General features: G+C 71.5%; 21 protein-coding genes. 9 read left to right on the plus strand and 12 right to left on the minus strand.

The window, feature by feature from the left end:
* Positions 1-84: 84 nt before the first annotated feature.
* Positions 85-462: a DUF3499 domain-containing protein gene (locus O7624_RS11205; protein WP_093406506.1), complete on the minus strand. Its 378-nt coding sequence runs from the start codon at positions 460-462 to the stop codon at positions 85-87.
* A gap of 152 nt (positions 463-614) precedes the next feature.
* On the opposite strand from O7624_RS11205, the gene O7624_RS11210 reads away from it, so the two are divergent.
* The gene (locus O7624_RS11210) at positions 615-1,064 is read left to right on the plus strand and encodes a metallopeptidase family protein (RefSeq protein ID WP_093406503.1); all 450 of its coding nucleotides are present in this window, start codon (positions 615-617) and stop codon (positions 1,062-1,064) included.
* A gap of 91 nt (positions 1,065-1,155) precedes the next feature.
* Here the strand turns inward: O7624_RS11210 and O7624_RS11215 are convergent, their stop codons facing one another.
* From O7624_RS11215 to O7624_RS11240, 6 genes are all read right to left on the minus strand, one after another.
* Entirely contained in the window at positions 1,156-1,413 is a 258-nt protein-coding gene (locus O7624_RS11215; RefSeq protein WP_013731688.1) for a WhiB family transcriptional regulator, read from the minus strand.
* A gap of 471 nt (positions 1,414-1,884) precedes the next feature.
* Positions 1,885-2,235: a phospholipase gene (locus O7624_RS11220; protein ID WP_282239968.1), complete on the minus strand. Its 351-nt coding sequence runs from the start codon at positions 2,233-2,235 to the stop codon at positions 1,885-1,887.
* Positions 2,236-2,251: 16 nt separating this feature from the next.
* On the minus strand, positions 2,252-3,646 hold the full coding sequence (locus O7624_RS11225; protein ID WP_093406501.1) for a DUF4331 domain-containing protein: 1,395 nt from the start codon (positions 3,644-3,646) through the stop codon (positions 2,252-2,254).
* A gap of 206 nt (positions 3,647-3,852) precedes the next feature.
* Positions 3,853-4,137, minus strand: coding sequence for a hypothetical protein (locus tag O7624_RS11230; RefSeq protein ID WP_282239969.1), 285 nt, complete (start codon positions 4,135-4,137; stop codon positions 3,853-3,855).
* Positions 4,138-4,293: 156 nt separating this feature from the next.
* Positions 4,294-6,873 (minus strand): bifunctional FO biosynthesis protein CofGH, encoded by a 2,580-nt coding sequence (locus O7624_RS11235; RefSeq protein WP_282239970.1) that lies wholly within the window; start codon positions 6,871-6,873, stop codon positions 4,294-4,296.
* 104 nt (positions 6,874-6,977) lie between these two features.
* Positions 6,978-8,051 (minus strand): hypothetical protein, encoded by a 1,074-nt coding sequence (locus O7624_RS11240; protein WP_282239971.1) that lies wholly within the window; start codon positions 8,049-8,051, stop codon positions 6,978-6,980.
* 97 nt (positions 8,052-8,148) lie between these two features.
* Here O7624_RS11240 and cofD point away from each other — a divergent pair, with 97 nt between their 5' ends.
* Together cofD and O7624_RS11250 are read left to right on the plus strand one after the other, a co-directional pair.
* Positions 8,149-9,096, plus strand: a complete 948-nt coding sequence (cofD, locus tag O7624_RS11245) for a 2-phospho-L-lactate transferase (protein ID WP_282239972.1) — start codon at positions 8,149-8,151, stop codon at positions 9,094-9,096.
* The gene (locus tag O7624_RS11250) at positions 9,093-10,181 is read left to right on the plus strand and encodes a coenzyme F420-0:L-glutamate ligase (protein WP_282239973.1); all 1,089 of its coding nucleotides are present in this window, start codon (positions 9,093-9,095) and stop codon (positions 10,179-10,181) included. Before cofD ends, O7624_RS11250 begins: the two co-directional genes overlap by 4 nt.
* A 25-nt stretch (positions 10,182-10,206) precedes the next feature.
* Here O7624_RS11250 and O7624_RS11255 read toward each other — a convergent pair whose 3' ends face one another.
* A complete protein-coding gene (locus O7624_RS11255; protein ID WP_093406486.1) occupies positions 10,207-11,199 on the minus strand; it encodes a winged helix-turn-helix domain-containing protein in 993 nt (330 codons plus the stop codon).
* Between the two features lie 354 nt (positions 11,200-11,553).
* On the opposite strand from O7624_RS11255, the gene O7624_RS11260 reads away from it, so the two are divergent.
* A complete protein-coding gene (locus tag O7624_RS11260; protein WP_282240606.1) occupies positions 11,554-12,153 on the plus strand; it encodes an NUDIX domain-containing protein in 600 nt (199 codons plus the stop codon).
* On the opposite strand, the gene O7624_RS11265 is transcribed toward O7624_RS11260, so the two are convergent.
* Both O7624_RS11265 and O7624_RS11270 read right to left on the minus strand, forming a co-directional pair.
* A complete protein-coding gene (locus O7624_RS11265; protein ID WP_093406481.1) occupies positions 12,122-13,213 on the minus strand; it encodes a sugar phosphate nucleotidyltransferase in 1,092 nt (363 codons plus the stop codon). The genes O7624_RS11260 and O7624_RS11265 overlap by 32 nt on opposite strands.
* 49 nt (positions 13,214-13,262) lie before the next feature.
* On the minus strand, positions 13,263-14,408 hold the full coding sequence (locus tag O7624_RS11270) for a glycosyltransferase family 1 protein (protein ID WP_093406479.1): 1,146 nt from the start codon (positions 14,406-14,408) through the stop codon (positions 13,263-13,265).
* A 150-nt stretch (positions 14,409-14,558) separates the two neighbouring features.
* On the opposite strand from O7624_RS11270, the gene O7624_RS11275 reads away from it, so the two are divergent.
* Positions 14,559-15,269, plus strand: coding sequence for a TIGR03089 family protein (locus tag O7624_RS11275; RefSeq protein WP_282239974.1), 711 nt, complete (start codon positions 14,559-14,561; stop codon positions 15,267-15,269).
* A 632-nt stretch (positions 15,270-15,901) separates the two neighbouring features.
* Here the strand turns inward: O7624_RS11275 and O7624_RS11280 are convergent.
* Together O7624_RS11280 and O7624_RS11285 are read right to left on the minus strand one after the other, a co-directional pair.
* A complete protein-coding gene (locus tag O7624_RS11280; RefSeq protein WP_282239975.1) occupies positions 15,902-17,884 on the minus strand; it encodes an acetoacetate--CoA ligase in 1,983 nt (660 codons plus the stop codon).
* Between the two features lie 188 nt (positions 17,885-18,072).
* Positions 18,073-18,594 carry a hotdog domain-containing protein gene (locus tag O7624_RS11285; RefSeq protein WP_282239976.1) on the minus strand — a complete coding sequence of 174 codons (522 nt, stop codon included), beginning with the start codon at positions 18,592-18,594 and terminating at the stop codon, positions 18,073-18,075.
* 23 nt (positions 18,595-18,617) lie between these two features.
* On the opposite strand from O7624_RS11285, the gene O7624_RS11290 reads away from it, so the two are divergent.
* The 4 genes from O7624_RS11290 (at position 18,618) to O7624_RS11305 (ending at position 23,452) form a co-directional block, all read left to right on the plus strand.
* Positions 18,618-19,271: a hypothetical protein gene (locus O7624_RS11290; protein WP_282239977.1), complete on the plus strand. Its 654-nt coding sequence runs from the start codon at positions 18,618-18,620 to the stop codon at positions 19,269-19,271.
* A gap of 116 nt (positions 19,272-19,387) precedes the next feature.
* On the plus strand, positions 19,388-20,251 hold the full coding sequence (locus tag O7624_RS11295; protein WP_139233161.1) for a hypothetical protein: 864 nt from the start codon (positions 19,388-19,390) through the stop codon (positions 20,249-20,251).
* A 19-nt stretch (positions 20,252-20,270) separates the two neighbouring features.
* On the plus strand, positions 20,271-21,182 hold the full coding sequence (locus O7624_RS11300; RefSeq protein WP_282239978.1) for a hypothetical protein: 912 nt from the start codon (positions 20,271-20,273) through the stop codon (positions 21,180-21,182).
* Positions 21,182-23,452 carry a BREX system ATP-binding domain-containing protein gene (locus O7624_RS11305; RefSeq protein WP_282239979.1) on the plus strand — a complete coding sequence of 757 codons (2,271 nt, stop codon included), beginning with the start codon at positions 21,182-21,184 and terminating at the stop codon, positions 23,450-23,452. The genes O7624_RS11300 and O7624_RS11305 overlap by 1 nt, the downstream gene beginning before the upstream one ends.
* Positions 23,453-23,475 lie beyond the last annotated feature (23 nt).

A 23,475-nucleotide genomic window follows, 5' to 3' on the forward strand; every position in this document is an offset into this window, starting at 1 on the left:
GGTCGCCTCAGGGCTCGGAATGCGACCAAAACTTCTTGATCAACGCCAGCCTGCCAGCCCGGCCGGGCCGGGTGGGTGGGTGGGTTAGTGGGTGGGGGGGATTACGCGGAGGTGGCCGCGGCGGGAGGTGGGGGAGCCAGCGGAGGGTGCGGGCGGGTGGTTCTGGTCGTCCTGGGGCGGGCGGGGGGCAGGGCGGGCGGCCTCGCGGACCGCCTCGGCCAACGCCACCAGGTCGTCTGTGGTGGGCGGCGGCGGCTCGAACTCGCCCTCGTGCCGGACCACCTCCCATCCGCGCGGAGCGGTCAGGCTGCGGGCGTGCGGCTCACAGAGGTCGTATGTGTGCGGCTCGGCGAAGGCGGCCAGCGGGCCCACCACGGCGGTCGACTCGTTGTAGACATAGGTCAGCGTGGCGACCGCTTGCCGGGGGCAGCCGTTGCGGGAGCAGCGCCGTGGTGACCTCACCGGCGCAGGGTATCTCCATTACCGGCTCCGGCGCACCGCTTCGCGTTACGACACGCCCGTCTTGGTGATCACATTTCTCGTCCGTGGCCGCAACGCGCCACGTGTTCGGCGCTGACGCGGCCAGCAGCGGGCTGGAAGCTACTCTTTGGCTCATGACGAGCCCGGAGAACCGCCGCCCCGGTACCGGCCGGCGGGCGCACCGCGACCGGCACGGCCGCGGTCTGCGTGGGCGGCTGGTGCCGGCCACCGTGCCGCTGGCACGGACCAAGGCGGAGATCTTCGATGATCTGGTGCTGGACACCGTCGAGACGCTGGAGCGTCGGTTCGCCAAGGAACTGGCCGGGGTGGAGTTCGCCGTCGAGGACGTCCCGCCCGACCTGAACGTCTACGACTCCGACGTGCTGGAGGATGGCGAGGTGCCGCTGGCCCGGCTGTTGCCCGGGCGACCCGGCCGCCAGGAGGTGCCGCCGCGGATCGTGCTGTACCGGCGACCGCTGGAATTCCGGGCGATGGACCGGGAGGATCTCGCCGACCTGGTCCACGACGTCATCATCGAACAGGTGGCGAACCTGCTCGGCGTCGACCCGGACGAGTTGGCCTGACCGCGTCCGGAGCCCCCGCCGACCTTATCCAGCGCCGGCAGGGCAGCCGCGCCGGGTGGGACGGCCCCCAACCGTCCCGCCCCACGTCGACCTAGGCCGCCCGGCGCTTGAGCTTGCGCCGCTCCCTTTCGGAGAGCCCACCCCAGATCCCGAACCGCTCGTCGTGGCCGAGAGCGTATTCGAGGCACTCCGTCTTGACCTCGCACCGCGAGCAGATGCGCTTCGCCTCGCGGGTCGAGCCGCCCTTCTCGGGGAAGAACGCCTCCGGGTCGGTCTGCGAGCACAGGGCCCGCTCCTGCCACTCCGGCGCGTTTCCGAGCAGGTCGGCCGCCTCGAGCTGGCCGTCCATTCAGTTGCCTCCTTGTCGCGCACCGGCGTCGTCGCCGCTGCAACCCCCCACGCGAAAGGCGTGCTTTTGTCCGTCCGGTCCGGTTATCGTGCGTTCCGTGCGAACAACCCCATTCAAATTACACGCGTGTAATGCGTGCGCCGTCAAGCCAAACTTGATAATGGAGTCACCCTCCCGACACGCGTCCCGGACGGCCGTCCGTACCACCCGGTCTCGCCCTGCCCTATCGATTCAGACCCCGGCCGAGTAACGCCCTCCCCGGCGAGTTGCCCGAGTTTTCTCCCGTGGCGCACCGAGCGCCGCCGAAGCGATAGGCCTTCGCGTCCACGCCGAGGAGGCCGCCATCAAGATCCGTTGATCTTGACGCGCAAGGTTATCCCGACTTCGCCAACCCTGCCCGCCGAGCGGGTGAACGACGACCGCGCCCCGCCCACAATGTGGACGGGACGCGGTGGGCGGAGGCGCCGGCGGTCAGTCGCTAGACGCGTCCAAGCTGGTCGGTAAGGCGAATTCGGCGACCACGCCGCCGGTCACGGTGACCGATCCGACGGGCGTTTCGCTGTCCCACCAAACGGTATAGACACCCGCCGGGAGGTCCGGGTAGACGGCGCTGTGGAAGGTGCCGTCCCGGACCCGCCGCTCCCGTACGGCGGAGTGCGTACGCGGGTCACCGTCCCGATCCGCACGGCTCACCTCGATCTCCCGACCAAGCAGTTGCCGTCCGGTGTAGATGATCAGGGCACCGGTGTCCCCGCCCAGGTCGAGGACAACCGTCCCGGTACCCGAGGGGCCGTACGTGTGGGCGTGCTCGTGTCCGCTCATCTGCCTCACCTTCGACTCAGGACTCCGTCGACGGGTTGTTGAACCCGTCGTAGGGCGTACCGAGGAACGGGAACTTGCGCAGGAACGGCGCGGTCACGTCCGCCGCGCTGAGCCCCGGCGTCACCGCTCCCGCCGCCTCGTCCGGCTGGAACTTCCGGTCCACCAACGGCACCGTCAGCCCCGCGATTGCGCGCAGCGCGATGGTCACCACGTCGTCGGTCACCCGCCGGCCGTTCGGGAAGCCCGCGAGATCGCCGCCGAGCACACCGAAACGGTTGGGCCGACGGGCCGGCGGGATCGCCGTGTTAAGCCGGAGCATGTCCGCCTGGACGTCCCCGGTGGTGTTGGTGAAGCCGTCGATCAGGCCCTCCGGGATGCCGGTGAGCAGAATGGCGACCAGGTCCGCGCGGGCCTTCTTCGACCTGTTCAGCTTGTCCAGGTTGGGGAAGACATCGGGGTAGAGCACCGGCAGCAGGGCGGCCAGTTCGGGCCGCTCGACGAACTCGGCGAACCGCTTGTCCTCCGACGGGGGCAGGGTGTTCCACAGGTCCTTCTGCGCCATCGGCACGATGACCTCGTTGAACAACGGGTTGCCCAACCTGGACACCTGTGTGAACGGCCCGGCGTTGGTGTCGGCCGCCACCCGGTCGCCGAGCACTCGCACCTGCCGACGGGAGGCCGAGGTCCATACTCCGATGACCGAGGCGGGCTCCTGCCAGTGGTACCGGTCGGCGCGGCGGCGCAGCCGCTCCACCGGCACCTGCAACGCCAGGCTGTGCACGTTCAACCGGTCGGTGGCGTTGACCGGCTCACCGGCCTCCTTGAAGATCTTCTTCCCGGCGACGTGCAACTGCTGGAACGGCCGAAGCGTACCGAGGTCGAAGATCGCGCCCAGGTCGACGAAGAAGCCGTCGGCCCGCTGACCGGCGAAGACCCTCTCGCCGGTGGAGAGCTTGAAGGTCGCCTGGCGGACCAGATCCCCGTAGTCCGGTGTGGACAGCGGGCCCACGTTGCACGGTGGGCAGGGCAGCTTGCGGGCCAGCCGCTGCTCCCGGCCGCCGACGATCCGGGTCAGGCTGTAGAACTGCCTGCGGTTCCAGTTCTCGCTGTCAAGCGCGTCGATCGGCCCGGTGTTGTAAAGAAAGCTGTTCGGATTGGTGATCTCGGTGGTGAATTCGAAGCGGTAGGTGACGTCCGGCTGTCCGTCACCGTCATTGTCGATGTGGATCTCGTACCGCACGTCGTCGCCGAACTCGAAGAAGTTGGGGCCGCCCGAGGGCAACTGCAACGGCACGTAGTTGGCGATCAGCGTCACCGTGTCCGGGCGGTCCGGGGTGACGAACGCGTACAGGTCGGATGAGTCAGCGACCGGATCCTTGGCGATCTCCGGTGCCTCGCGGTGTGAAGACATGACGGACCCACCTCACTGGGCGAAAGAGTCAATCGGAATGGTCGGCCGGCACCGGGCCGGCCGGGAGCACCGCACCCGCGGCGGGCGGCAGGAACGCTCAGCGTCGGCGGCGAGACACGACGCGCGGGTCGCCACGCCCGGCGCGGGCGTGCGGGTCGGTGGCGGGCGAAGCGGCCGGCACGGCGCGCGGCCGGGTCGACCCGGGCTCAGCGCCGGGCGGCGGCGCGACGCAGCCGATCCGCCAGGCCACGGTCCCGAACCTCGATGCGGGACTGGCCGACGAAGACGTCCATGGTGCCGGACCGGGCGTCCCGCAGGTGTACGACGATCGTCTCGTCGGGGCCGGCCGCCGTCTTGTCGTCGCCGTCACCGGCCAGGGAAAGCCCAGGTACCGCGAGCGCGGCGGCACCGAGGGTGGCACTGGCCGCGGCGGTGATTGTCTGCCGGCGGGTCAGTTTCGGCAAACGCCGCCTTCGCTTCTCAGTGATCATGACCAACCTTTCCGGCGGCGGCGCGCAGGCGCCCGCGGTGACGGACGGGGGTCACGACAGACCGCGCCGGGCCCCCGGGAGGGGTGCCGGCGGCGGTCCTCGCCGTGCCGCCGCCGGCATCGACAGGTACGTCCGGCGGCGGGCGAAGGTTCGACGCTAGGCCGCGATGTGACCGTACGCAGTCGTACGCCTACGCGCCGGCCGGCCGGCGGCCGCCGCGATGGCCCGCAACTGCTCCTCGGTACGCGCCGACCCGTTGCCGGACCCGGCCATGCGCGAGATGGTCTCCTCCATCAGCGTGCCGCCCAGGTCGTTGCAGCCGCTGCGCAGCAGTTCCGCGGTGCCGGCGTCGCCCAGCTTCACCCAGGAGCACTGGATGTTGTCGATCCGGCCGTGCAACAGCACCCGCGCCATCGCGTGCACCACCCGGTTCTCCCGCCACGTCGGACCGGGTCGGGCGATGCCGGCGAGGTAGATCGGGGCATTTGTGTGCACGAACGGCAGCGCCACGAACTCGGTGAACCCGCCGGTGCGGTCCTGCACCCCGGCAAGCACCCGGAAGTGCGCCAGCCAGTGCGCGGGATGGTCGACGTGGCCGTACATCATCGTGGAGCTGGACCGGATGCCCAGCTCGTGGGCCGTGCTGACCACCTCCACCCAGGTGGCGGTCGGCAACTTGCCCTTGGTGAGCACCCAGCGCACCTCGTCGTCGAGGATCTCCGCCGCGGTGCCCGGGATGGTGTCAAGTCCCGCCTCGCGCAGCCCGGCCAGCCACTCCCGCACCGACACACCGGCCTTGGCGGCGGCGGTGACGATCTCCATCGGCGAGAAGGCGTGCACGTGCATCTGCGGCACCCGGGCCTTGATCGCCCGGACCAGGTCGGCGTAGATCGTCACCGGCAGCTTCGGGTCGATGCCGCCCTGTAGGCAGACTTCGCCGGCTCCGGCCGCCCACGCCTCCTGCGCCCGGTCCGCGACCTGCTCCACCGAGAGCCGGTACGCGTCGGCGTCCCGTTCCCGCTGCGCGAAGGCACAGAACCGGCAGCCCACATAGCAGACGTTGGAGAAGTTGATGTTGCGGTTGACCACGTAGGTCACGTCGTCACCCACGGCGGAGCGGCGCAGTTCGTCGGCGGTGCGGCACAACTCGTCCAGGGCCGGACCGTCCGCGCCGAACAGCGCCAGCGCGGCCTCGGCGTGCCGGGGCTCCAGCAGCGCCGCCGGATCCTCGGCGGCCAACCGCAACCCGGTCCGCAGGTCGGCGTCGCCCGAGCCGGCGGTGGCCTGCCGGCCGGCCCCGGCACGGTGCACCGCCTCGGGTGCCGGGCCAGCGTCGACTCCGGCTCGTGCCGGTGGTACGGCCGCCTTCGCGGCGACCTCCGCCCAGTCGCCGTAGACGTGGTCGAAGTCGCCCCGGCGGTCGTCCGTACGCCCCGCGGTGTCGATCGTGGCGTGCAGGTCGGTCCGTCCGCCGAAGGTCTCGTCGGGCTCCTGCCACGGCCGGCCCACCGGGCGGGCCGCCTCGACCGCCAGCCCGGTCGTCGGGTCGGCAAGCGCGGTCACGTGCGGCAGCAGCCGGGCGTCCAGCCACGGCTCGCCGGCCCGGACGTACTCCGGGTAGACGGTCAACCGCTCCCGGAGCGTGAAGCCGGCCGCTGCGGTGCGGGCCGCCAGTACGTCGAGTTGCGGCCAGGGACGCTCCGGGTTGACGTGGTCCGGGGTCACCGGCGAGACGCCGCCCCAGTCGTCGATACCCGCCCGCAGCAGCAGGTCGTACTCGCCGGCGATGAGGTTCGGTGGGGCCTGAATGCGGGCCTTCGGGCCCAACAGCACCCGGGCCACCGCCACGGTGGCCGCGAGATCGTGCAGTTCGGCGTCGGGCATGCCCCGCATCGCCGTGTCCGGCTTCGCCCGGAAATTCTGCACGATCACCTCCTGGAGGTGGCCGTACTCACGCTGGGTACGCCGGATCGCGAAGATCGCGTCGACCCGTTCGGCGAGGGTCTCGCCGATGCCGATCAGGATGCCGGTGGTGAACGGAACGCCGACCCGACCGGCGTCGTCGAGCACCCGCAACCGCACCGCCGGTTCCTTGTCCGGTGAGCCGTAGTGCGGACCGCCGGGCTCGGACCACAGCCGGGTGGCCGTGGTCTCCAGCATCATCCCCATGCTCGGCGCCACCGGCTTGAGCCGCTGCAGTTCCGCCCAGGAGAGCACGCCCGGGTTCAGGTGCGGCAGCAGGCCGGTCTCCTCCAGCACCGCGACGGCGCAGGCCCGTAGGTAATCCAGAGTGGACCCGTAGCCGCGTTCGTCCAGCCACTGTCGGGCGGCCGGCCACCGCTCCTCCGGTCGGTCACCGAGGGTGAACAGGGCCTCCTTGCAGCCCTGTGCCGCACCGGCCCTTGCGATGGCCAGCACCTCGTCGCGGTCGAGGAAGGCCGCCGGCAGCCGGTGCGGCACCGTGGCGAACGTGCAGTAGTGGCAACGGTCCCGGCAGAGCCGGGTCAGCGGAATGAAGACCTTCTTCGAGTACGTCACCACGCCGGGCCGGCCGGCGTCCCGCAGACCCGCGTCACGGATCGCACCGGCGATGCCGAGCAGTTCCTCCAGGGCCGTGCCCCGGGCGGTCAGCAGGGTCGACGCCTCGTCGACGTCGAGCGCCCGCCCGGTGGCGGCGCGACGTAGTGCCCGCCGTACGCCCCCGTCACCCGACCCGGGCTCGCTCTGATCAACCATCCGCTCAGCCTATGCGCTGCGGCCCGGTCCGGCCCCGGCCCGTGGGCAACCGCACGTGGCCCCGAGGGCAGCGGGGCCTGGCGCGGCCCGATCCCTGCGGTCGCTCAGCCGGGCTGGTCGCCCGGGTCGATCCGCTGGGTGCGGTCGGCCTCTCCGTCGCCCGGCCGAGGAACCGCCGGACCGGCGTCACCGTCGCCCGGTCGCGGAATCGCCTGAGTCGGCTCGGCGCTCTGGTGCGGGATCGCCTGGGTCGGCTCGGCGCCCTCGCGCGGGGAGTTTCCGGCCGGGTCGCCCTGGCGCGGCGCTCCCCCGGCCGGATCGCCCTGGCGCGGGATGCTCTGCGTCGGGTCGGCCGAGGCCGGCTGCCCGAACGGCGGTGCGGCCGGCGAGGACGGCGCGGCCGACTGCGGTGGCACCGCCGGCTGACCGTGCGGCGGCCAGGTGTGCGGGGACTCCGGCGGCCCTCCGGCGGAGGGTGCCTGGCCAGCCATTGGCCAGCCCGGGTGGCCGGAGCCGGGGTAGCCGGCCGGATAGCCGGCGGGCCGTTCGGCGCCCGGCCAACCACCCGACTGGCCGGGCGGCGTCCAGCCACCGCCCTGGTGACCCGGCTGGCCACCGAACTGGCCCGGGCCGCCGGGCTGCGGCCAGCCCTGCTGCGGCGTGCCGTACAGGCCGGGCTCGGGCTTGGGCCGGGGCACGTGGTAGAGCCGCTGCCACACACTCCACACCACGTATGCGGCCGCCGCGAACAAGGCCACCCACGCGACCCGGGTGAGCAGGCCGGTCATCGCGTCGAAGAGCTGCGCTTCGGCCAGCCGACCGACCACCCAGATCAGCAGGGTCAGACCGCCGAGCACGGCACTTACCGCGTACTCGATCAGCGCCACCTGCGTGATCAGTTTCGCCCGGCCGACGGTCGGGGCGAGATGCGTGGCCAGCAGTACCGCCAGCACCGGGAGGACGACGGCCTCGACGCCGATGAAGGCGAAGAACGAGCTGGCGGCCCGGCCGGTCACCGTGCTGTAGGCGCCCTGCGGGGTGAGCAGCCGGATCAGCCCCACGAAGAGGAAGACGGCGTTCGCCCCCAGAAGCACGAGGGCGACGAGTTCACGCAGCGGCCCGGTCACCTGGCGGGCCGGGGTCGGGTCGGTGGGCGGGGGCTCGGCGGGGCTGGTCACGAACTCTCCCTGGGGCGAAAGCGGACAGATGCCGACGTGAGCCTAGTCTCCCGGGGCAGTCGCCTGCCGGAGGCGTCACGTAGGCGAGGATGGGCGGATGCGCATCGTGGTTCTGACCGGCGGAATCGGCGGTGCCCGGTTCCTGCTGGGGGTGCGGGCGTACGCCCGCGAGGTGGGCGCCGAGGTGACCGCGGTGGTCAACGTCGGCGACGACCTGCGGCTGCACGGGCTCCGGATCTGCCCGGACCTGGACAGCGTGCTTTACACGCTCGGCGGCGGCGCCGACCCGCAGCGAGGCTGGGGGCGCGTCGACGAGAGCTGGACGGTCAAGGACGAGCTGGCGGCGTACGGTGCCGAGCCGAGCTGGTTCGGGCTGGGGGACCGGGACATCGCGACCCACCTGGTGCGCACCACCATGCTCGACGCCGGCTATCCGCTGCATCAGGTCACCGAGGCGCTGGCGGCACGCTGGCAGCCCGGCGTACGGCTGCTGCCGGCGACCGACGACCGCCTGGAGACGCACGCGGTCGTCGACGTCGACGGTGCCCAGCGGGCGATCCACTTCCAGGAGTGGTGGGTACGGTACCGGGCGCAGATCCCGACTCACCGGTTCGTCTTCGTGGGAGCGGAGTCGGCGAAGCCGGCACCCGGCGTGACCGAGGCGATCGCCGGGGCCGACGTGGTGCTCGTGGCGCCGAGCAACCCGGTGGTCAGTATCGCGCCGATCCTGGCCGTACCGGGTCTGCGCGAGGCGGTGGCGGGCACTTCCGCCCCGGTGGTGGGTGTTTCGCCGATCATCGGTGGCGCGCCGGTACGCGGCATGGCCGACCGCTGCCTGGCGGTGGTCGGCGTGGAGTGCACCGCCGGCGGTGTCGGCGGGCTGTACGGCGGCCGGGCCGGCGGCGGGCTGCTCGACGGTTGGTTGGTGGCCGAGGAGGATGCCGCAACGGTGGTGCCGGACGTGACGGTACGCGCGGTGCCGCTGCGGATGACCGACGAGGCGGCGACGGCGGCGATGGTCCGCGCTGCGGTGGAGTTGACGTGAGACTGGAGATCCTGCCGGTGCCCGGCATCGGGCACGTGACCGAGGGTGACGACCTGGCGGTCCTGATCGGAAGCGCGGCGCCCTGGCTACGCGACGGGGACGTGCTGGTGGTGACCAGCAAGATCATCTCGAAGGCCGAGGGTCGGCTGGTGGACGTACCCGCCGACGGCCCCGATCGGCAGGCCGTCCGCGACGAGGTGCTGGCGGCGGAGACGGTACGGGTGGTGGCGTCGCGCGGCTCTACCCGAATCGTGCAGACCCGCCACGGCTTCGTGATGGCCGCCGCCGGGATCGACGCGTCCAACGTCGACAAGACCCGGCTGGTGCTGCTGCCCGAGGACCCGGACGCCTCGGCCCGCGCACTCCGCGCCGGCCTGCGCGACCGGTACGGCGTGGACGTCGCGGTCGTGGTCAGCGACACCATGGGTCGCCCCTGGCGCAACGGGCTGACCGATGTTGCCCTCGGCGTCGCCGGAATGGAGGCCATCCGCGACCACCGGGGCGAGGTCGACCCGTACGGCAACGAGCTTGTGCTGACGCAGATGGCGGTGATCGACGAGCTGGCCGCGGCGGGCGAACTGATCAAGGGCAAGTGCGATCAGATGCCGGTCGCGGTCATCCGCGGTTATCTGACGTCGCCGCTGTCAGGTGACGGCGAGGGCGCCCGGGTCCTGGTCCGGGACGCCTCGATGGACCTTTTCTCGCTCGGCACGGCCGAGGCGAGGGCGGCCGGGTTGACGACCGCCGCCACCCTGCCGGACCAGCCGGGCGAAGCCGCACCCGACCCGGCCGCTGTCGAGCGGGCGATCGCCTCGGTCGCCGATGTGATCGCGCCCGGCACGGTCTTCACCCAGGTCACCGACGATGAGGTACGCGCTGCGCTGGTCCCCATCGTGCCGGGTTGGCCGGCCCATGCGACCGGCCTGGTGCTCTGTTCCCCACCCACCCCCGTGGGCCCGTTCCAGCTGGTCCGCTTCGGCACCGACGTGCAACGCCTGCGCACCGCCCTCGCGGCGGCAGACGTCCCCACCCGACTCCTCCCCCCACCCAACGGCACCACCGCCGCCGCCACCCTCGCCCTCTGACAGCCCGCCTCGCGGGTGGGCGAGGTCAGGGGTTGAGGACGGCGCGGCCGAGGGGGGTGAGGGTGTGCAGGACGGTGTTGCGGTCGCGGTGGCTGACCAGGAGGCCCGCGTTCCGCAGCACGGTGGTGTGCTGGCTGGCGGCAGCCGCCGAGATGTGCAGCCGACGGGCCAGCTCGCCGGTGGTGCAGCCGTCGTCACTGGCGGCGAGGACCGCCGCGCGGGTACGACCGAGCAACGCGGCAAGCGCCTCCCGGCCGGTGTCGCCCGCCCCGACCGCGTCCGCAGTCAACCCGCCCAGCTTGTCGACCGGATAGACCAGCACCGGCGGTAGTTCCGGGTCGAGCAGCGCGACAGGCGTGTTCGCACAGAAGAACGACGGCACCAGCAGCAGCCCTCGCCCCTCCAGGTGCAGTTCCCGGCTCCGCGGATAGGCGGGGATCTCCAGTACCCCCGACTCCCAGCGCAGGCCCGGCCGCAGCGTGGTCAGCAACCCTTCGACACCGCCGTCGAGCATGGCCCGCGCCCGGCGGGCGCGGTCGGCCTCCACCGCCCCCTGGACCCGCGTCCAGTACGGGCCGAGGGCAAGCTCGCGGTAGCGGCCCATCGTCTCCGTCAGGTGGGTCAGGGCCTCCGGCTCGCCCCGGGCGATGGCGGCGACACCGACGGGCAGGTTCCGGTTGCTGTTGGCGAGCAGCGTCAGGTCGCGTTGCAACAACGCCACGGGGGTACGCCGCAACGCCTCCATTCCCGCCTCGAAACCGTGCACGCTCTCGTACGGGGTGAGGAAATCCGGAAAGTAGCCGCGCGGCGGGCTCAACGTGGACAGCAACCGCAGCGCCTCGGCATCCACCTGTCGACGCAACCCCCGGGAGACCTCGCGGCGCCAGCCGGCGAGCAACGGGTCACGGCTGCGCCCAGGCAGCAGGTGCAGGCTCAGCACCACTTCCCAGACCGGATCGGCCGCCGGAGCCACCCGGGTCCGGAGGATGTCCTCGCCGGAGAAATGGATCTTCAGCATGGGTACTCCCATCGCCCGGCGAAGGGGGCACCCGGCGACCTTCGAACTCTACCCGGCCACGTCAGCCTCGGGCAGTTAAGCCTGAGCTAAAAGACCTCGACGCCCGTCACATGAATCCGCCATGCTTCCCGTGCCACAGAGGGCGACGCACGTTCAACGTGTCGACCCCGCTGGGTGCCCGAGATCGGGCGGCCCCCTACGAGGGTCTGCGGCTCAGTTTCCGCAGGGGGTGCCGCCCGATCTCCCTGGCCCAGCTACGGCACACCCCCCGGCTCCCACGCACCGCACCGGCTCGTCCACCAGCACCCCGTACGCTGGCACGGACGAGAGGAGCGGCCGTTGTCGACGCCCCGAATGGTGGCCGAATCCCCGCGCGGCGACGCGGACGACTGGACGGCGCTGCATGCCGACGCGGTGGCGGTGCTCAGCGGCTGGGCACCGACCAGCCCGGACGCGGCGGTGGCCCGGTCCCGCATCCTCGGCCTGCTCGACGCCGGGCCGATCGCGATGGCCCGCGAGCACCGGGCCGGTCACGTCACCGCGAGTGCGTTGGTGTTCGACGCGACCGGCACCCAGGTGCTGCTCTGCCTGCACGGGAAGTTCCACAAGTGGGTGCAGTTGGGCGGGCACTGCGAGCCCGGCGACCGGACGCTCGCCGGCGCGGCGTTGCGGGAGGCCACCGAGGAGTCGGGCGTCACCGGTCTGCGGATCGATCCGACGCCGATCGACGTGGACGTGCATCCGGTGGCCTGTCAGGGCGGTTCGCTGCACCACGACGTGCGCTTCGCCGTGTTCGCCCCGGCGGGGGCCACGGAACGGGTCAGCGCGGAGTCCGAGGCGCTCGGCTGGTTCCCACCGGATCGCCTGCCGCATCCGCTGGCCGGCGGCACGGCCCGGCTCGTCACACCGGGCCTGGCAGCCTTCAGACGAGTTTGTCCTCACCCCGCCTCTTGAGCTCGTCCACGATCGACTTCACGTCCTGAGCGCGGTCGCGCGGGCAGACCAGCAACGCGTCCTCGGTGTCGACCACGATCAGGTCCCGTACGCCGACGGCGGCCACCAGCCGGCCGGCCTGCGGCGCCACCACCATGCCGCTGCTGTCGTGCAGCAGCACCTCGGGCTTGGCGTCGCCGGTGAGCACCACGTTGCCGTCGGTGTCCGCCGGCAGCACCTCGCCGAGGGTGTGGAAGTCGCCCACGTCGTTCCACCGGAAGTCACCGGGTACGGTCGCCACCCGACCGGCCGCGGCAGCGCCCTCCATCACCGCGTAGTCCACGGAGATCTTCGTCAGCGTGGGCCAGACCGCCCCGAGCACGTCGTCCTGCTCGTCAGTGCCCCACGCCGCCGCGATCGCGGTGACTCCGCCGTGCAGGTCGGGCTGCTGACGTGCCAGCTCGGCGAGGAACGCCGACACCCGCCAGACGAACATGCCGGCGTTCCAGAGGTAGTGGCCGGAACGCACGTACGTCTCGGCCACCTCCGCGCTCGGCTTCTCCTTGAACTCGACCACGGGGCGCATCGGGCCACCCTCGACGGGCTCGCCGGTCCGCAGGTATCCGTAGCCGGTCTCCGGCCGGGTCGGGGTGATCCCGACCGTCATCAGCAGCCCCTGCTCCGCACCTCGAACCGCCTCCCGGACGGTGTCCACCCAACGCTGCGGGTCGCCGATCAGGTGGTCGGCGGCGAACGATCCCATGACGGCGTCCGGATCGCGTACGGCGATCACCGCCGCAGCCAGCGCGATGGCGGCGCAGGAGTCCCGTGGCGACGGTTCGACCAGAATGTTCTCCTCTGGCAGACCGGTCAGTTGGCGAGCCACGGCCGCAGCGTGCGCGGCCCCGGTGACCACCATTGTGCGTTCGGGGGTGGTCAGCGGCCCCAGCCGATCGACCGTCGCCTGGAGCAGCGACGCGGACGTACCCGTGAACGGGTGGAGAAACTTGGGATGGCCGGCGCGGGACAGCGGCCACAACCTTGTGCCGCTGCCACCGGCCGGAATGACGACATAGATCACCAGGACATCATGCCCGAACCACCCGGACCGGGCGCCTCGGTTGCCGGGCTCAGGCCCGCGCCCTGGTCCACGCCGCGATGTGCACCTCGGCGCTGGACCCCCAGGTGAACTCCTTCGCCCGGTCGAAGCCGGCCTTGGCCAGCGACAACCGGCGCGGCTCGTCGTCGAGCAGCGCGGCCAGGTCGGTGGCGATCTGGTCCGGATCCTCGCTGGTGTACGCGACCGCGTCGCCGCCGACCTCGGGCAGCGACAGCCGGGGGGTGGTGAGCACCGGAGCTGCGCACGCCATCGCCTCCAGGATGGGCAACCCGAACCCCTCGCCGTAGGAGGGGTACGCGGCGACCAGGGCCCCGCCGAGGAAGCCCGGCAGGTCGCCGTAGCGCAGGTAGCCGGGACGCAGCAGCCGCAGATGTGAGGGCACCTCGGCCACCGCGCGGTCGATGTCGTCGTCGTGTCCCTGCCCGCCGGCTACCACCAGCGCCGGCGGATCCTGCCGGTCGGCGACCGCCCGGACCCAGCCCCGGATGAGGTTCGGCACGTTCTTGCGGGGCTCCTTGGCGCCGAGGAATGCCACGTAACTTCCGGCACCGAGCCCCAGGCGAGCACGGACCCTGGCCTTCTCCTCGTCGCCGGGCGCATGGAAGGCGTCATGGTCCACGCCGTGGTAGGCCACGTCGATCCGGGTCGGGTCGGCGTCCAGCAGCCGGATCAACTCGTCGCGGGTGGCCTTGCTCGGCACGATCACCCGGTCCGCCCGCCGCAGTGAGGTCTTGATGGCGCTGCGGAAGAACGTCCGGCGGGACTTGTCGTAGTGCTCAGGCTCGGTGAAGAACGTCGCATCGTGCACCGTCACGGTCACCGGACAGCCGGCCCGCAGCGGGCAGGTGTAGAAGGGCGAGTGCAGCACCTCGGCACCGACCTGTTGGGCGAGCAGCGGCAGACCGGTCTGCTCCCAGGCGAGCCGGGCCGGTCGGTGCGCCACCGCGGCCGGCGCCGGGATGATCTCCGCGCCGGGCAGCTTCCGGCGGTAACGATCCAGATCGGTGCGGAGGCTGACCACCACCAGGTCCACCGCCGATCCGCACACCTTGCCGAGGGCGCCGAGCAGGCCATCGACGTATCTACCGACGCCGCCGCGATCGGCGGGAACACTCGTGGCGTCGATGAGCACGCGGGGCGGGCGACCGGCGGTCACGGGGCGACTCCTTGCGGTGGCGGGACTGTGGGGAACGACACTCCGGCAAGCCTACGCCGGAGCCGGGCACGGACGCTGACTGCGACCCGACGGTACGCCGACTTGTCGCTGCCATCGAGTACGGCCGCCGGGCGCGTATCGTTCGCGCCGATGGCCGACAACATTGCCCGGGTCTTCGCCGACGCGATCGCGACCGACCCGAACCGCCCATTGCTGACCTGGTACGACGACGCGTCCGGCGAGCGCACCGAGCTTTCCGGAGCAACACTTGCGAACTGGGTGGCCAAGACCGCCAACCTGCTCGTCGACGAACTGGCGCTCGGGCCGGGCGGCACCGCTGCGGTGCTGCTGCCGCCGCACTGGCAGAGCGCTGCCGTGCTGCTCGGCTGCTGGTCGGCCGGGTTGACGGTGCGGCCGGCCGGATCGCCGGACACCGAGCCGCCGGGCGAGGTGGACGTGCTTTTCGCCGCCATCGACCGCGTCGCCGAGGCCGACGCCTGGTCGGCAACCGACCGGTACGCGCTGGCGTTGCACCCGTTCGCGCTGCCGCTACGCGAGGTGCCGGCCGGGTTCGCCGACTACGTCACCGAGGTACGCGCGCACGGCGACCACTTCACGGCGTACCCCCCGGGCGGCCCGGACCACACCACGCTGCGTGCCCGGGCCGCGACCCGCGCCGCAGAACTCGGCATCTCCCCGGGCGACCGGCTCCTCGTGGACGTCGACCGGTACCCGGACCCGCTCGACTGGCTGCTGGCCCCGCTCAGCGCGGGTGCCACCCTGGTGCTCTGCGCCCACCCGGACCAGGCCCGCCTGACCGACCGCCAATCGACGGAACGCATCACCCACACGCTGCCCTGACCTGCCCACCCGGCTCTCGCCGGGCCCGGCCCGGCTCGCCCCGCCCGGCCCGGCCCGGCTCGCCCCGCCCGGCCCGGCCCGGCTCGCCCCGCCCGGCCCGGCCCGGCTCGCCCCGCCCGGCCCGGCCCGGCTCGCCCCGCCCGGCCCGGCTCGCCCGGCCCGGCCCGGCTCGCCCGAACCTTGCGAGGACGCTCCGCGAGGCGAGCGATCAATCCATCGAGCCGGTCCTCACCCTCTGCGTTGTTACCCTCCGTGGCTGCACCGGCGCCGGGAGATGTGACCCCCTCCCGCCCTTTGCTCTGCTTCAACCGACGCACAACCGCCTGACCTGCGACGACGCGGTAATGGTCCGGGGTCACTCAGGCTTCAGGCGCTACGGAAAGCAACTGTTGCGTGGGTTGAAGCAGAGCAAAGGATGGTGAAGGTATTGGTTGGTCGAGCTGCGAAAGCACGCTGAGTGAGGAAAGGTGCCAGCTCGTGTATGGCCCTTGACCGCTGAAGCGCGGCTGTGGCTACCAGCGCCCAGCCCGTACGCCCCAGCCCGAGCCCCCAGCCCGAGTCACAGCCGGAGCCGGCTGGGCGGTGCTGGGGGCTCGGGGTCGAGGGGTCGAGGGCCGGCGTCCGGGGTCGGGTCAGGCGGTGGGGCGGTCCGGGGTGCGATGTTGGGCCAGGGTGGCGAAGGCGGCCAGGGAGTCGGGGTTGGCCAGAGCGCCCTTGGCGGCGGCCTGGTCGACCGGGGTACCGGTGAGGATCTTCTTGACCGGCACCTCGAGCTTCTTCGCCGACAGGGTGCGCGGCACCGCGTGGACCTGGTGGATCTCGTCGGGCACATGCCGGGGGGACAACGCGGTGCGCAACTCGCGGCAGATCGTCCGACGCAACTCGTCGTCCAGCGTCACCCCATCGGCGAGCACCACGAACAACAGCAGCTCACCGGCGCCGCCCTCGTCGTCCTCCAGATGCACCACCACCGAGTCGACGACCTCGTCAAGCCCCTCCACGACGGAGTAGAACTCGGCGGTGCCGAGCCGTACGCCGCCCCGGTTCAGGGTGGCATCGGAGCGGCCGGTGATGACGCACCCACCCCGGGAGTTGATGGTGATCCAGTCCCCGTGCCGCCACACTCCGGGATAGACGTCGAAGTACGCCTCCCGGTAGCGGACCCCGTCCGGGTCGTTCCAGAAACCTACCGGCATGCTCGGCATCGGCTCGGTGATCACCAACTCGCCCAGTTCCCCGATTACCGGGGTGCCATCCGGAGAACGGGCCTCCACCTTGGCGCCCAAGGCCCGGCAGGCGATCTCACCGGCGTGCACCGGCAGCAGCGGTACGCCGCCGACGAAACCGGTGCAGACGTCGGTGCCGCCGGACAGCGACTGGAGCTGAAGATCGCTGCCGACCGCGTCGTACACCCAGGTGAAGCCCTCGGCGGGCAGTGGCGCGCCGGTGGAGCCGAGGCCGCGCAGCGCGGAGAGGTCGGCGATCTCGCGCGGGACCAGCCCGGCCTTGCGGCAGGCCAGCAGGAAGGGCGCGGAGGTGCCGAAGTACGTGGTGCCGGTCTGCTCGGCCAGCCGCCACATCGCGCCCAGGTCGGGGTGGCCGGGGTTGCCGTCGAACAGCACGATCGCCGCGCCCACCGCCGGCCCGGAGACCAGGAAGTTCCACATCATCCAGCCGGTGGTGGTGAACCAGAAGAACCGATCCGCCGGACCGAGGTCGTGATGCAGGGCGAGCATCTTCAGGTGTTCCAGCAGGATGCCGCCGTGTCCGTGGACGATCGGCTTGGGCAGTCCGGTGGTGCCGGAGGAGTAGAGCACGTACAGCGGATGGTCGAACGGCACCGGGGTGAATGCCAACGGTTCGTCGGTCTCAGCCGCCAGCTCCGCCCAGGCCAGTGCCCCGTCCGCCGGCGAACCGTCGGGGTCGAGGTAGGGGATCGAGACGGTGTGCCGCAGCGACGGCAACGCGGCCCGGATCGCGGCCACCTCGGCGCGCCGGTCCACCGGTTTGTCGCCGTAGCGGTAGCCGTCCACGGCGACCAGGATCTTCGGCTCGATCTGCTGCCACCTGTCGGTGACGCTGCGGGTGCCGAACTCCGGCGCGCAGGAGGAGAAGACGGCACCGAGACTGGCGGTGGCCAGCATCAGCACGTACGTCTCGGGGATGTTCGGTGCGTACGCGGCCACCCGGTCGCCGGTGGTGACGCCGAGCCGGCGCAGCCCGGCGGCGACCCGGCGGACCTGCTCGCGCAGTTGCCCGGCGGTGAGGGTGACCGGCGCCCGGGTCTGCCCGTGTGCCACGACCACCGGCTCGTCCTCGGCCCGGCCCGGCATCCGCAGCACGTTCTCGGCGTAGTTGAGGGTGGCGTCGGGAAACCACCGGGTGCCTGGCATGTCCCGGTCGGTCAGGGTGGCCGTCGGCTGGGTGTGCGCGACGACGCCGAAGTGGTCCCAGATCGACCGCCAGAACGCGTCAAGGTCGGTGACCGACCACCGCCACAGCGCCTCGTAGTCGGCGAACGTCAGCCCCCGGTGCTCGGCGAGCCAACGCAGGTAAGCCCCGATCCGTGACCGCTGGAGCACGTCCGCCGGTGGCGTCCACAGCACGTCCGTCACTGGTCCACTCCTCCCCTGGCCCGGCACGACGCTGTGCGGTGGGCCGTGGCGCCATCTTGCCCTACCTCGAAGCGCCATTCTCCGCACCCGCACCCTGCGGGCGCATGTACCCGCCCCACATCCCCCGGGCACGACAAGTGTGGCTACGGCGCACGTAGGGATGCCGCAGCGTGAGCCTGCCGAGGGCCTCAGGGCTCGCTGCGGGCCGCCTGGATGGCCTGGCGGCGGGCCAGTCGGTGGGCGCGGCGGATCTCCGCCTCCCGCCAGCGACGCTCGTCCTCCGGCGTCTCCGGCAACACCTGACGTACCGGCCGGGGCGCGCCACCAACCTCGACCCCGACAAAGACGAGGTACGCGGTAGCCACCCGCACCGGCACCTCGTCGGCCGAGTCCCAGCGCTCGGCCATCACCCGTACGCCGACCTCCATCGAGGTCTGCCCGGTCCAGTTCACCTGGGCGTACGCGTGCACCAGGTCGCCCACCCGGACCGCCTCCGAGAAGACGATCTCGTCGATCGCGGCGGTCACCGCCGTACCGCCGCTGTGCCGCGCCGCCGCCGCGCCGGCCACGTCGTCGACGAACTTCATCAGCACCCCGCCGTGCACCGTTCCGTACAGGTTCACATCCACTGCGGTCATGATCCGACTCAGGGTTACCCGGGAGTACGAGGTCGGCTTGCCCGGCAGGGCGGTGGCGGGGTGCTCGGTCATGTCGGAAACGGTACGGTGCGCGGATGCGACATCTGTGGAGCTTCCTCGCAGGGCTGGTGGTGGTGCCGGTCACCTGGGTGCTGATCACCCTCGGTCAGGACGGGTCGGCCGGCACCGTCGACCGGTGGGTGGAAATCGGCACTTCCAACACGGCCAACCTCATCGAACCGGCCGTGTACCTCGCTGTCGGCGGCATCGTGCTGGGCCTGCTCGGCACGCTGCGCATCTCACCGCTCGGCCCGCTGGTGGCCGGGCTGCTGCTGGTGACCCCGTACATCGGGTTGTTCATCGCGCCCTTCCAGGTGCGCGAACGCATCCCGTCCGGCTGGGAGTTTCTCGGCGACCCGCTGCCGCTGGGGCTGCCGGTGGAGAACGGCACCCTCTTCCTGATCGGCATGCTGCTGCTGGTCGCGACGTTCAGTGGGCAACGCTGGCGGCGTTGGCCAGCCCCGGTGCCGCAGCCGGTGTCGGCGACACCGGACGCGCCGGCAACGGACCCGACGTTGACCGACTGGTCACCGAACCCGTCGGCGGACCGGGACACCGCGCCGCTGAGCCTGGGTTATCCGGATCCGGATACGACGCCGACCGAGCCGCTGCCCCGGCGTACCGGAGGTGGGTCGCCCTGGTCGGCGCCGCCGGGCAACCTGCCCCGACGCGACGACGCCACCAGCTGACCGGAGCCCGGACGGCCACAAAGTCGTCAGCTGTGGCGCTCGATGGCCGTCCGGGCGGACATCCGCCCCATTCGTCCCTACCACCACCTCGACACCGGTCACTACAGTCAGCGGCTATGCGAGTGCGTCTCGTCACGCTTGCCCGCCTCGCGGTCGTGGCGGCGGTCGTCTTCCTGGTCGTCCTGCTCGTCACCGGCTGGCTGTGGCGCCGCTCCGGGGCCCGGCCCACCGTGGACGACGGGGCCGTGGTCCACTGTCTGGCCGCGGCACGTCGGCCCGCCCTGGTGGACGCGGCCCGCAGCCTCGGCCTGGTCTCGCCCGAATCGACTGTGGACACGCTACGTTGGCCCGGAGGCGAGGGTGACCTGGTGGCGTGGCGGTCGGCCCAACCGGCGGACTTCGACCGGACCTGCCTGGCCCTCATCGCCGCCGGCAAGCAGGGTGGCGCCGGGTCCGGTGGAACGTCGCCGTGGTCCACGCTCGCCCCCTCTCTGGTGGTAACGCTCGTCAGCGGCACCCTCGCCGTCGTCACCGGCGTGCTCGCGGCGTACTTCACCCGCCGGCTGGCCACCGCCGGCGCCCGGCGGATGGAGGCCGAACGGCTCCGCGACGCCATGCGGGCGTACCGTCTGGCGGTCGAGCAATTGCTGCGCGAGCTGGCGCAGCCCGGCCCTGGGCTGGCACCCGACGACGAGGCCGTCGTCGACCGGCGGTTGGAGCTGGCCGCCCGGCTGAACGCCGTAGCGGCGGCGCATCCCGCCTGGGACCTGCCGGTGCAGATCAGCACGGCACTGGACGCCGCGCCGCACGGCGAGTCGCTGGCCGCCGGCTGGCACGCCCAGCGCCCGCCGGACCGGCGGGGCTGGACGTCCGACGTCCGCGCAGCGCTACTGCGGTTGGAGTCCGACGTCGAACGGGTCGCCCAGGCGATCCAAGAACCGGGGCTGTTCCGGGACCGGCCGCCGGTGACCGCGCGATGACGACGGGGGGTCTTCACCGGTGACCACGGTGCCGGAAAATCCGTTCGCCTTACCGGGCGAGGTACGCGACAACGCTCCGCTGAATCCGCTGCGGCACGAGACCCACCTCGGGCTGTACGTGCCGGTGGACAACACCCAGGGGGCCTTCGAGGAGTTCTGCGATCGGTTCACCGATCCCGGGTACCTGCGCCTCGACGGGCGGCTGGTGGTGACCGCTGGTGGTCGAGGGTGTGGGAAGTCGTCGCTGATCAACCGTTGTGCGCACTGGTTGCAGGATCAGATGCGCACCGAGGCGCAACTGACCGCAGTGGTCGTCGACGTCACCCGGGGCAGTTCCATCGCCGAGTCGATGGCTGCGCGCCGGGCCAGGGTCTACGCCGCGCTGCTCGACAAGCTGTACGCGAACAAGACGCTCATCCACGATCTCGCCTACCAGCAGCGGCACAGCCCGGACGAGGCGCTGCGGACGTTGCCGAACTGCCTCGACGAGCACTGCGCGCTTATCGTTCTGTTGCCGTCGACCGAACTGGTCGACGAACTCGTCCAGTACACCCAGGACGTCGGCCAGCGGATGGTCTTCTTCGCCGAGACGACCGCCGAGTTGTCCAACGACCACCGGTTGCGGATGGACCAGGCCGGCGCGATCCCGCCGGTACACCTACAGGTGGGCCGCCTCGATTCGGCCGATGCCGGAGTCTTCGCCAGCGAGCGCCTGCACCCGTTGCGGGACGTGCTGCCGCCGGTGGCGAAGACCGCGTTGGAGGAACTGATCAGTCGTCGGCTTGTCTCCATCGGCGAGGTGCAGCGGCTACTGTACGGCGTGTACGCGCAACTCCGCGTACAAAGTGTCCTTCCGAAGGAAGTCACCTATCAACACATCTCTGATCATTATGTGAAGCACGCCGCCGACCTGCTGGAGACGCGACCCTGATGGACGCCGAAGACCTGGATCTGACCGGTGAGGTGAACCCCTTCCCCTCAAGCGCGGTCGCGCAGATCGCCGACGGCGCTTCCACAGTGTTCACCATCGAGACACCGGCGATCCGCAGGGCCCTGCGGGCGATGGACACCTACCTCGCCGGCCGCGCCGACGACCCGCGGGTGCCCTCCGGGCAGGTGGTGGCAGTGGTCGGTGACTACGGCACCGGCAAGACCCACCTCGCGGCGCACCTGATCCGGTACGCCACCGAGCAACGCTCCGGCGGGGTGCAGTCGATGCACCTCAACGCGCCGCCGGACACCTTCATCTCGTTGTACCGGGCGTTCGCCGACCGGCTGGCCCAACGGCGGGAGTTGGTGCACGACCGGGTCCGCCGCTACTACGCCGAGATCGTCGCCGACGAGTTGCGGGCCTCCGAGGCGACCCTGCCGCTGGCGGAGAAGCTGGCCGCGGGTCACATCGACCCGGTCCGGGCCGTCGACCGGCTCAGCCTGTTCGAGAGCGAGTTCCTGCTTCAGCTGCGGGAACGACTGCGGCAGGTGACCGGGAACGCCGAGTTCTCTCAGGCACTCACCCTGCTGTTGCGAGGCGGTTTCGAGGACGCGGTGTGGGAGTGGTTCAGCGGCCGTCCCCCCGCCGACGTACTGCGCGAACGCGGCATCACCGGCACGATCACCAGCAGCGAGACGACCGCCCTTCAGGCGATGGGGGTGTTCGCCCTGTTGATCGGGCACGGCTCACATCCCTTCGTCGTGGTCATCGACGAGCTGGACCAGTTGCTCACCGCCGCCGGTCGGCACGAGGACGAGGCGCTCGACGCGTTCAAGGAGATGCTGCGGGTCTTCGCCGCGTCCAACACCTTTCTGCTCCTGGCCGGCCTGCCGGATCTGCTCAGCAACATGCGGCGTGACGTGCGGGACCGCATTGACGAGCAGATCGTCATGTCACCGCTCACCGCCGTCGAGGTGCAGGCGTACGTACGCAATCGGCAGCGCGGACGGCTGGCACCGTTCACCGAGCAGACCCTGGCGTACGTGGCTGAGCTGGCCAACGGGGTGCCGCGCGGCATCATCTCGCTCTGCCATCGGCTGTGGCGTCGTGCCCGTGACCAGCGTTCCACCGTCACCCATCCCATGGTGCGGCAGGAGGCTCGGGAGCTGTACGACTCGGACGGCACCGTCAACGTCCGGGACGAGATCCGCCAGGTCCTGGTGGCCTCGGGATACGACAACTACGTGCCCGGATACTTCGTGGGCGGTACGGAGGACACCCGGGTCGACTACTGGGTGCCGGTCGGGAGCCAGGGCGCTGGCTGCGGCGTCCTGCTCGCCGAGCCGATGCTCGACGAGTTCGACCTGGCGACGGTGCAGCAGCGGGGCCGGGCCGTCAGGTCCCAAACCGACTGCGAACTCCTGCTGGTCGTCCTCGGCCCGTTTCCAGACCGGTTCCGTGAGCAGTTGCTCGACGCCATCGGCCGGGAACCTTTGGCCTACCGGCAGCGGTCCTTTCCCGATCATTTCGCTGTCGAGTTCAAGGCGATGGCGGCCCGGCTGGAGGAGCGCTACACGGCGGAGGGCCCGCTCGCGACGCTGTCCCCGCAGTTGGCCCGGCTGGATCGCCGCCAGTCCGCGACTCAGCACATGATCACCCTGCTGACCGGTTCGCTCGACGACCTACGCGGACACTACGACCAGCAGCTCACCGCGATCCAGCGGGAGCTACACGAGATCCAGCGTGGTGGGATCGGAGACCGGCAGGGGCACGCCAGCGTGGTCACCACGCTGCCGCAGCCAGTGGTGCAACTCTTCGACGACGCGTTCGGCTCGGTGGACCTGATGACGTCCACACGGGAACTGCTGCGCCGTACGTTCCACGAGGGCGAGAGTGGCCGGACGGCCCGCCAATCGGTACGCGCTCGGATCGGCACCTCACAGGTGCAGGCCGCCACCGGCGTGACCGCCCTGCTGAACGCGCTGATCGAGGCGTTCGGCCACGCCCTGGTCGACTGGTATCGGACCGCGACGTCCACCACCGACGGCCGGCTGGCGATGTCTCATCGCGAGCGCCTCGATGACCTGTGCAAGGTCTTCGACGTCGTCTACGGCTACCTTCCGCTCTACGAGCTGCGCGCCTTGCGCGAGATGGTCGGCTATCCGGGCGTCGGCAGTCAGCAGCAGCAGGAGGCCGAGGAGGTCCTGAGCGACTTCAGCGCCCGGGTCCATCACGAGCTCCTGGCACCGTTCGGCACAGCCGAGCACTGACCGTCGTCGCCCGCTCTGCCGTG

Origin of the sequence: Verrucosispora sp. WMMD1129 (assembly GCF_029581255.1) — a bacterium.
GTDB lineage: Bacteria > Actinomycetota > Actinomycetes > Mycobacteriales > Micromonosporaceae > Micromonospora > Micromonospora sediminimaris.

Bases quoted from the DNA above. Each gene is read 5' to 3' on its own strand.
- O7624_RS11210 (WP_093406503.1), top strand. From the start codon at position 615: ATGACGAGCCCGGAGAACCGCCGCCCCGGTACCGGCCGGCGGGCGCAC.
- O7624_RS11215 (WP_013731688.1), bottom strand. From the start codon at position 1,413: ATGGACGGCCAGCTCGAGGCGGCCGACCTGCTCGGAAACGCGCCGGAG.
- O7624_RS11220 (WP_282239968.1), bottom strand. From the start codon at position 2,235: ATGAGCGGACACGAGCACGCCCACACGTACGGCCCCTCGGGTACCGGG.
- O7624_RS11225 (WP_093406501.1), bottom strand. From the start codon at position 3,646: ATGTCTTCACACCGCGAGGCACCGGAGATCGCCAAGGATCCGGTCGCT.
- O7624_RS11230 (WP_282239969.1), bottom strand. From the start codon at position 4,137: ATGATCACTGAGAAGCGAAGGCGGCGTTTGCCGAAACTGACCCGCCGG.
- O7624_RS11235 (WP_282239970.1), bottom strand. From the start codon at position 6,873: ATGGTTGATCAGAGCGAGCCCGGGTCGGGTGACGGGGGCGTACGGCGG.
- cofD (WP_282239972.1), top strand. From the start codon at position 8,149: ATGCGCATCGTGGTTCTGACCGGCGGAATCGGCGGTGCCCGGTTCCTG.
- O7624_RS11255 (WP_093406486.1), bottom strand. From the start codon at position 11,199: ATGCTGAAGATCCATTTCTCCGGCGAGGACATCCTCCGGACCCGGGTG.
- O7624_RS11260 (WP_282240606.1), top strand. From the start codon at position 11,554: ATGGTGGCCGAATCCCCGCGCGGCGACGCGGACGACTGGACGGCGCTG.
- O7624_RS11275 (WP_282239974.1), top strand. From the start codon at position 14,559: ATGGCCGACAACATTGCCCGGGTCTTCGCCGACGCGATCGCGACCGAC.
- O7624_RS11285 (WP_282239976.1), bottom strand. From the start codon at position 18,594: ATGACCGAGCACCCCGCCACCGCCCTGCCGGGCAAGCCGACCTCGTAC.
- O7624_RS11290 (WP_282239977.1), top strand. From the start codon at position 18,618: ATGCGACATCTGTGGAGCTTCCTCGCAGGGCTGGTGGTGGTGCCGGTC.
- O7624_RS11295 (WP_139233161.1), top strand. From the start codon at position 19,388: ATGCGAGTGCGTCTCGTCACGCTTGCCCGCCTCGCGGTCGTGGCGGCG.
- O7624_RS11305 (WP_282239979.1), top strand. From the start codon at position 21,182: ATGGACGCCGAAGACCTGGATCTGACCGGTGAGGTGAACCCCTTCCCC.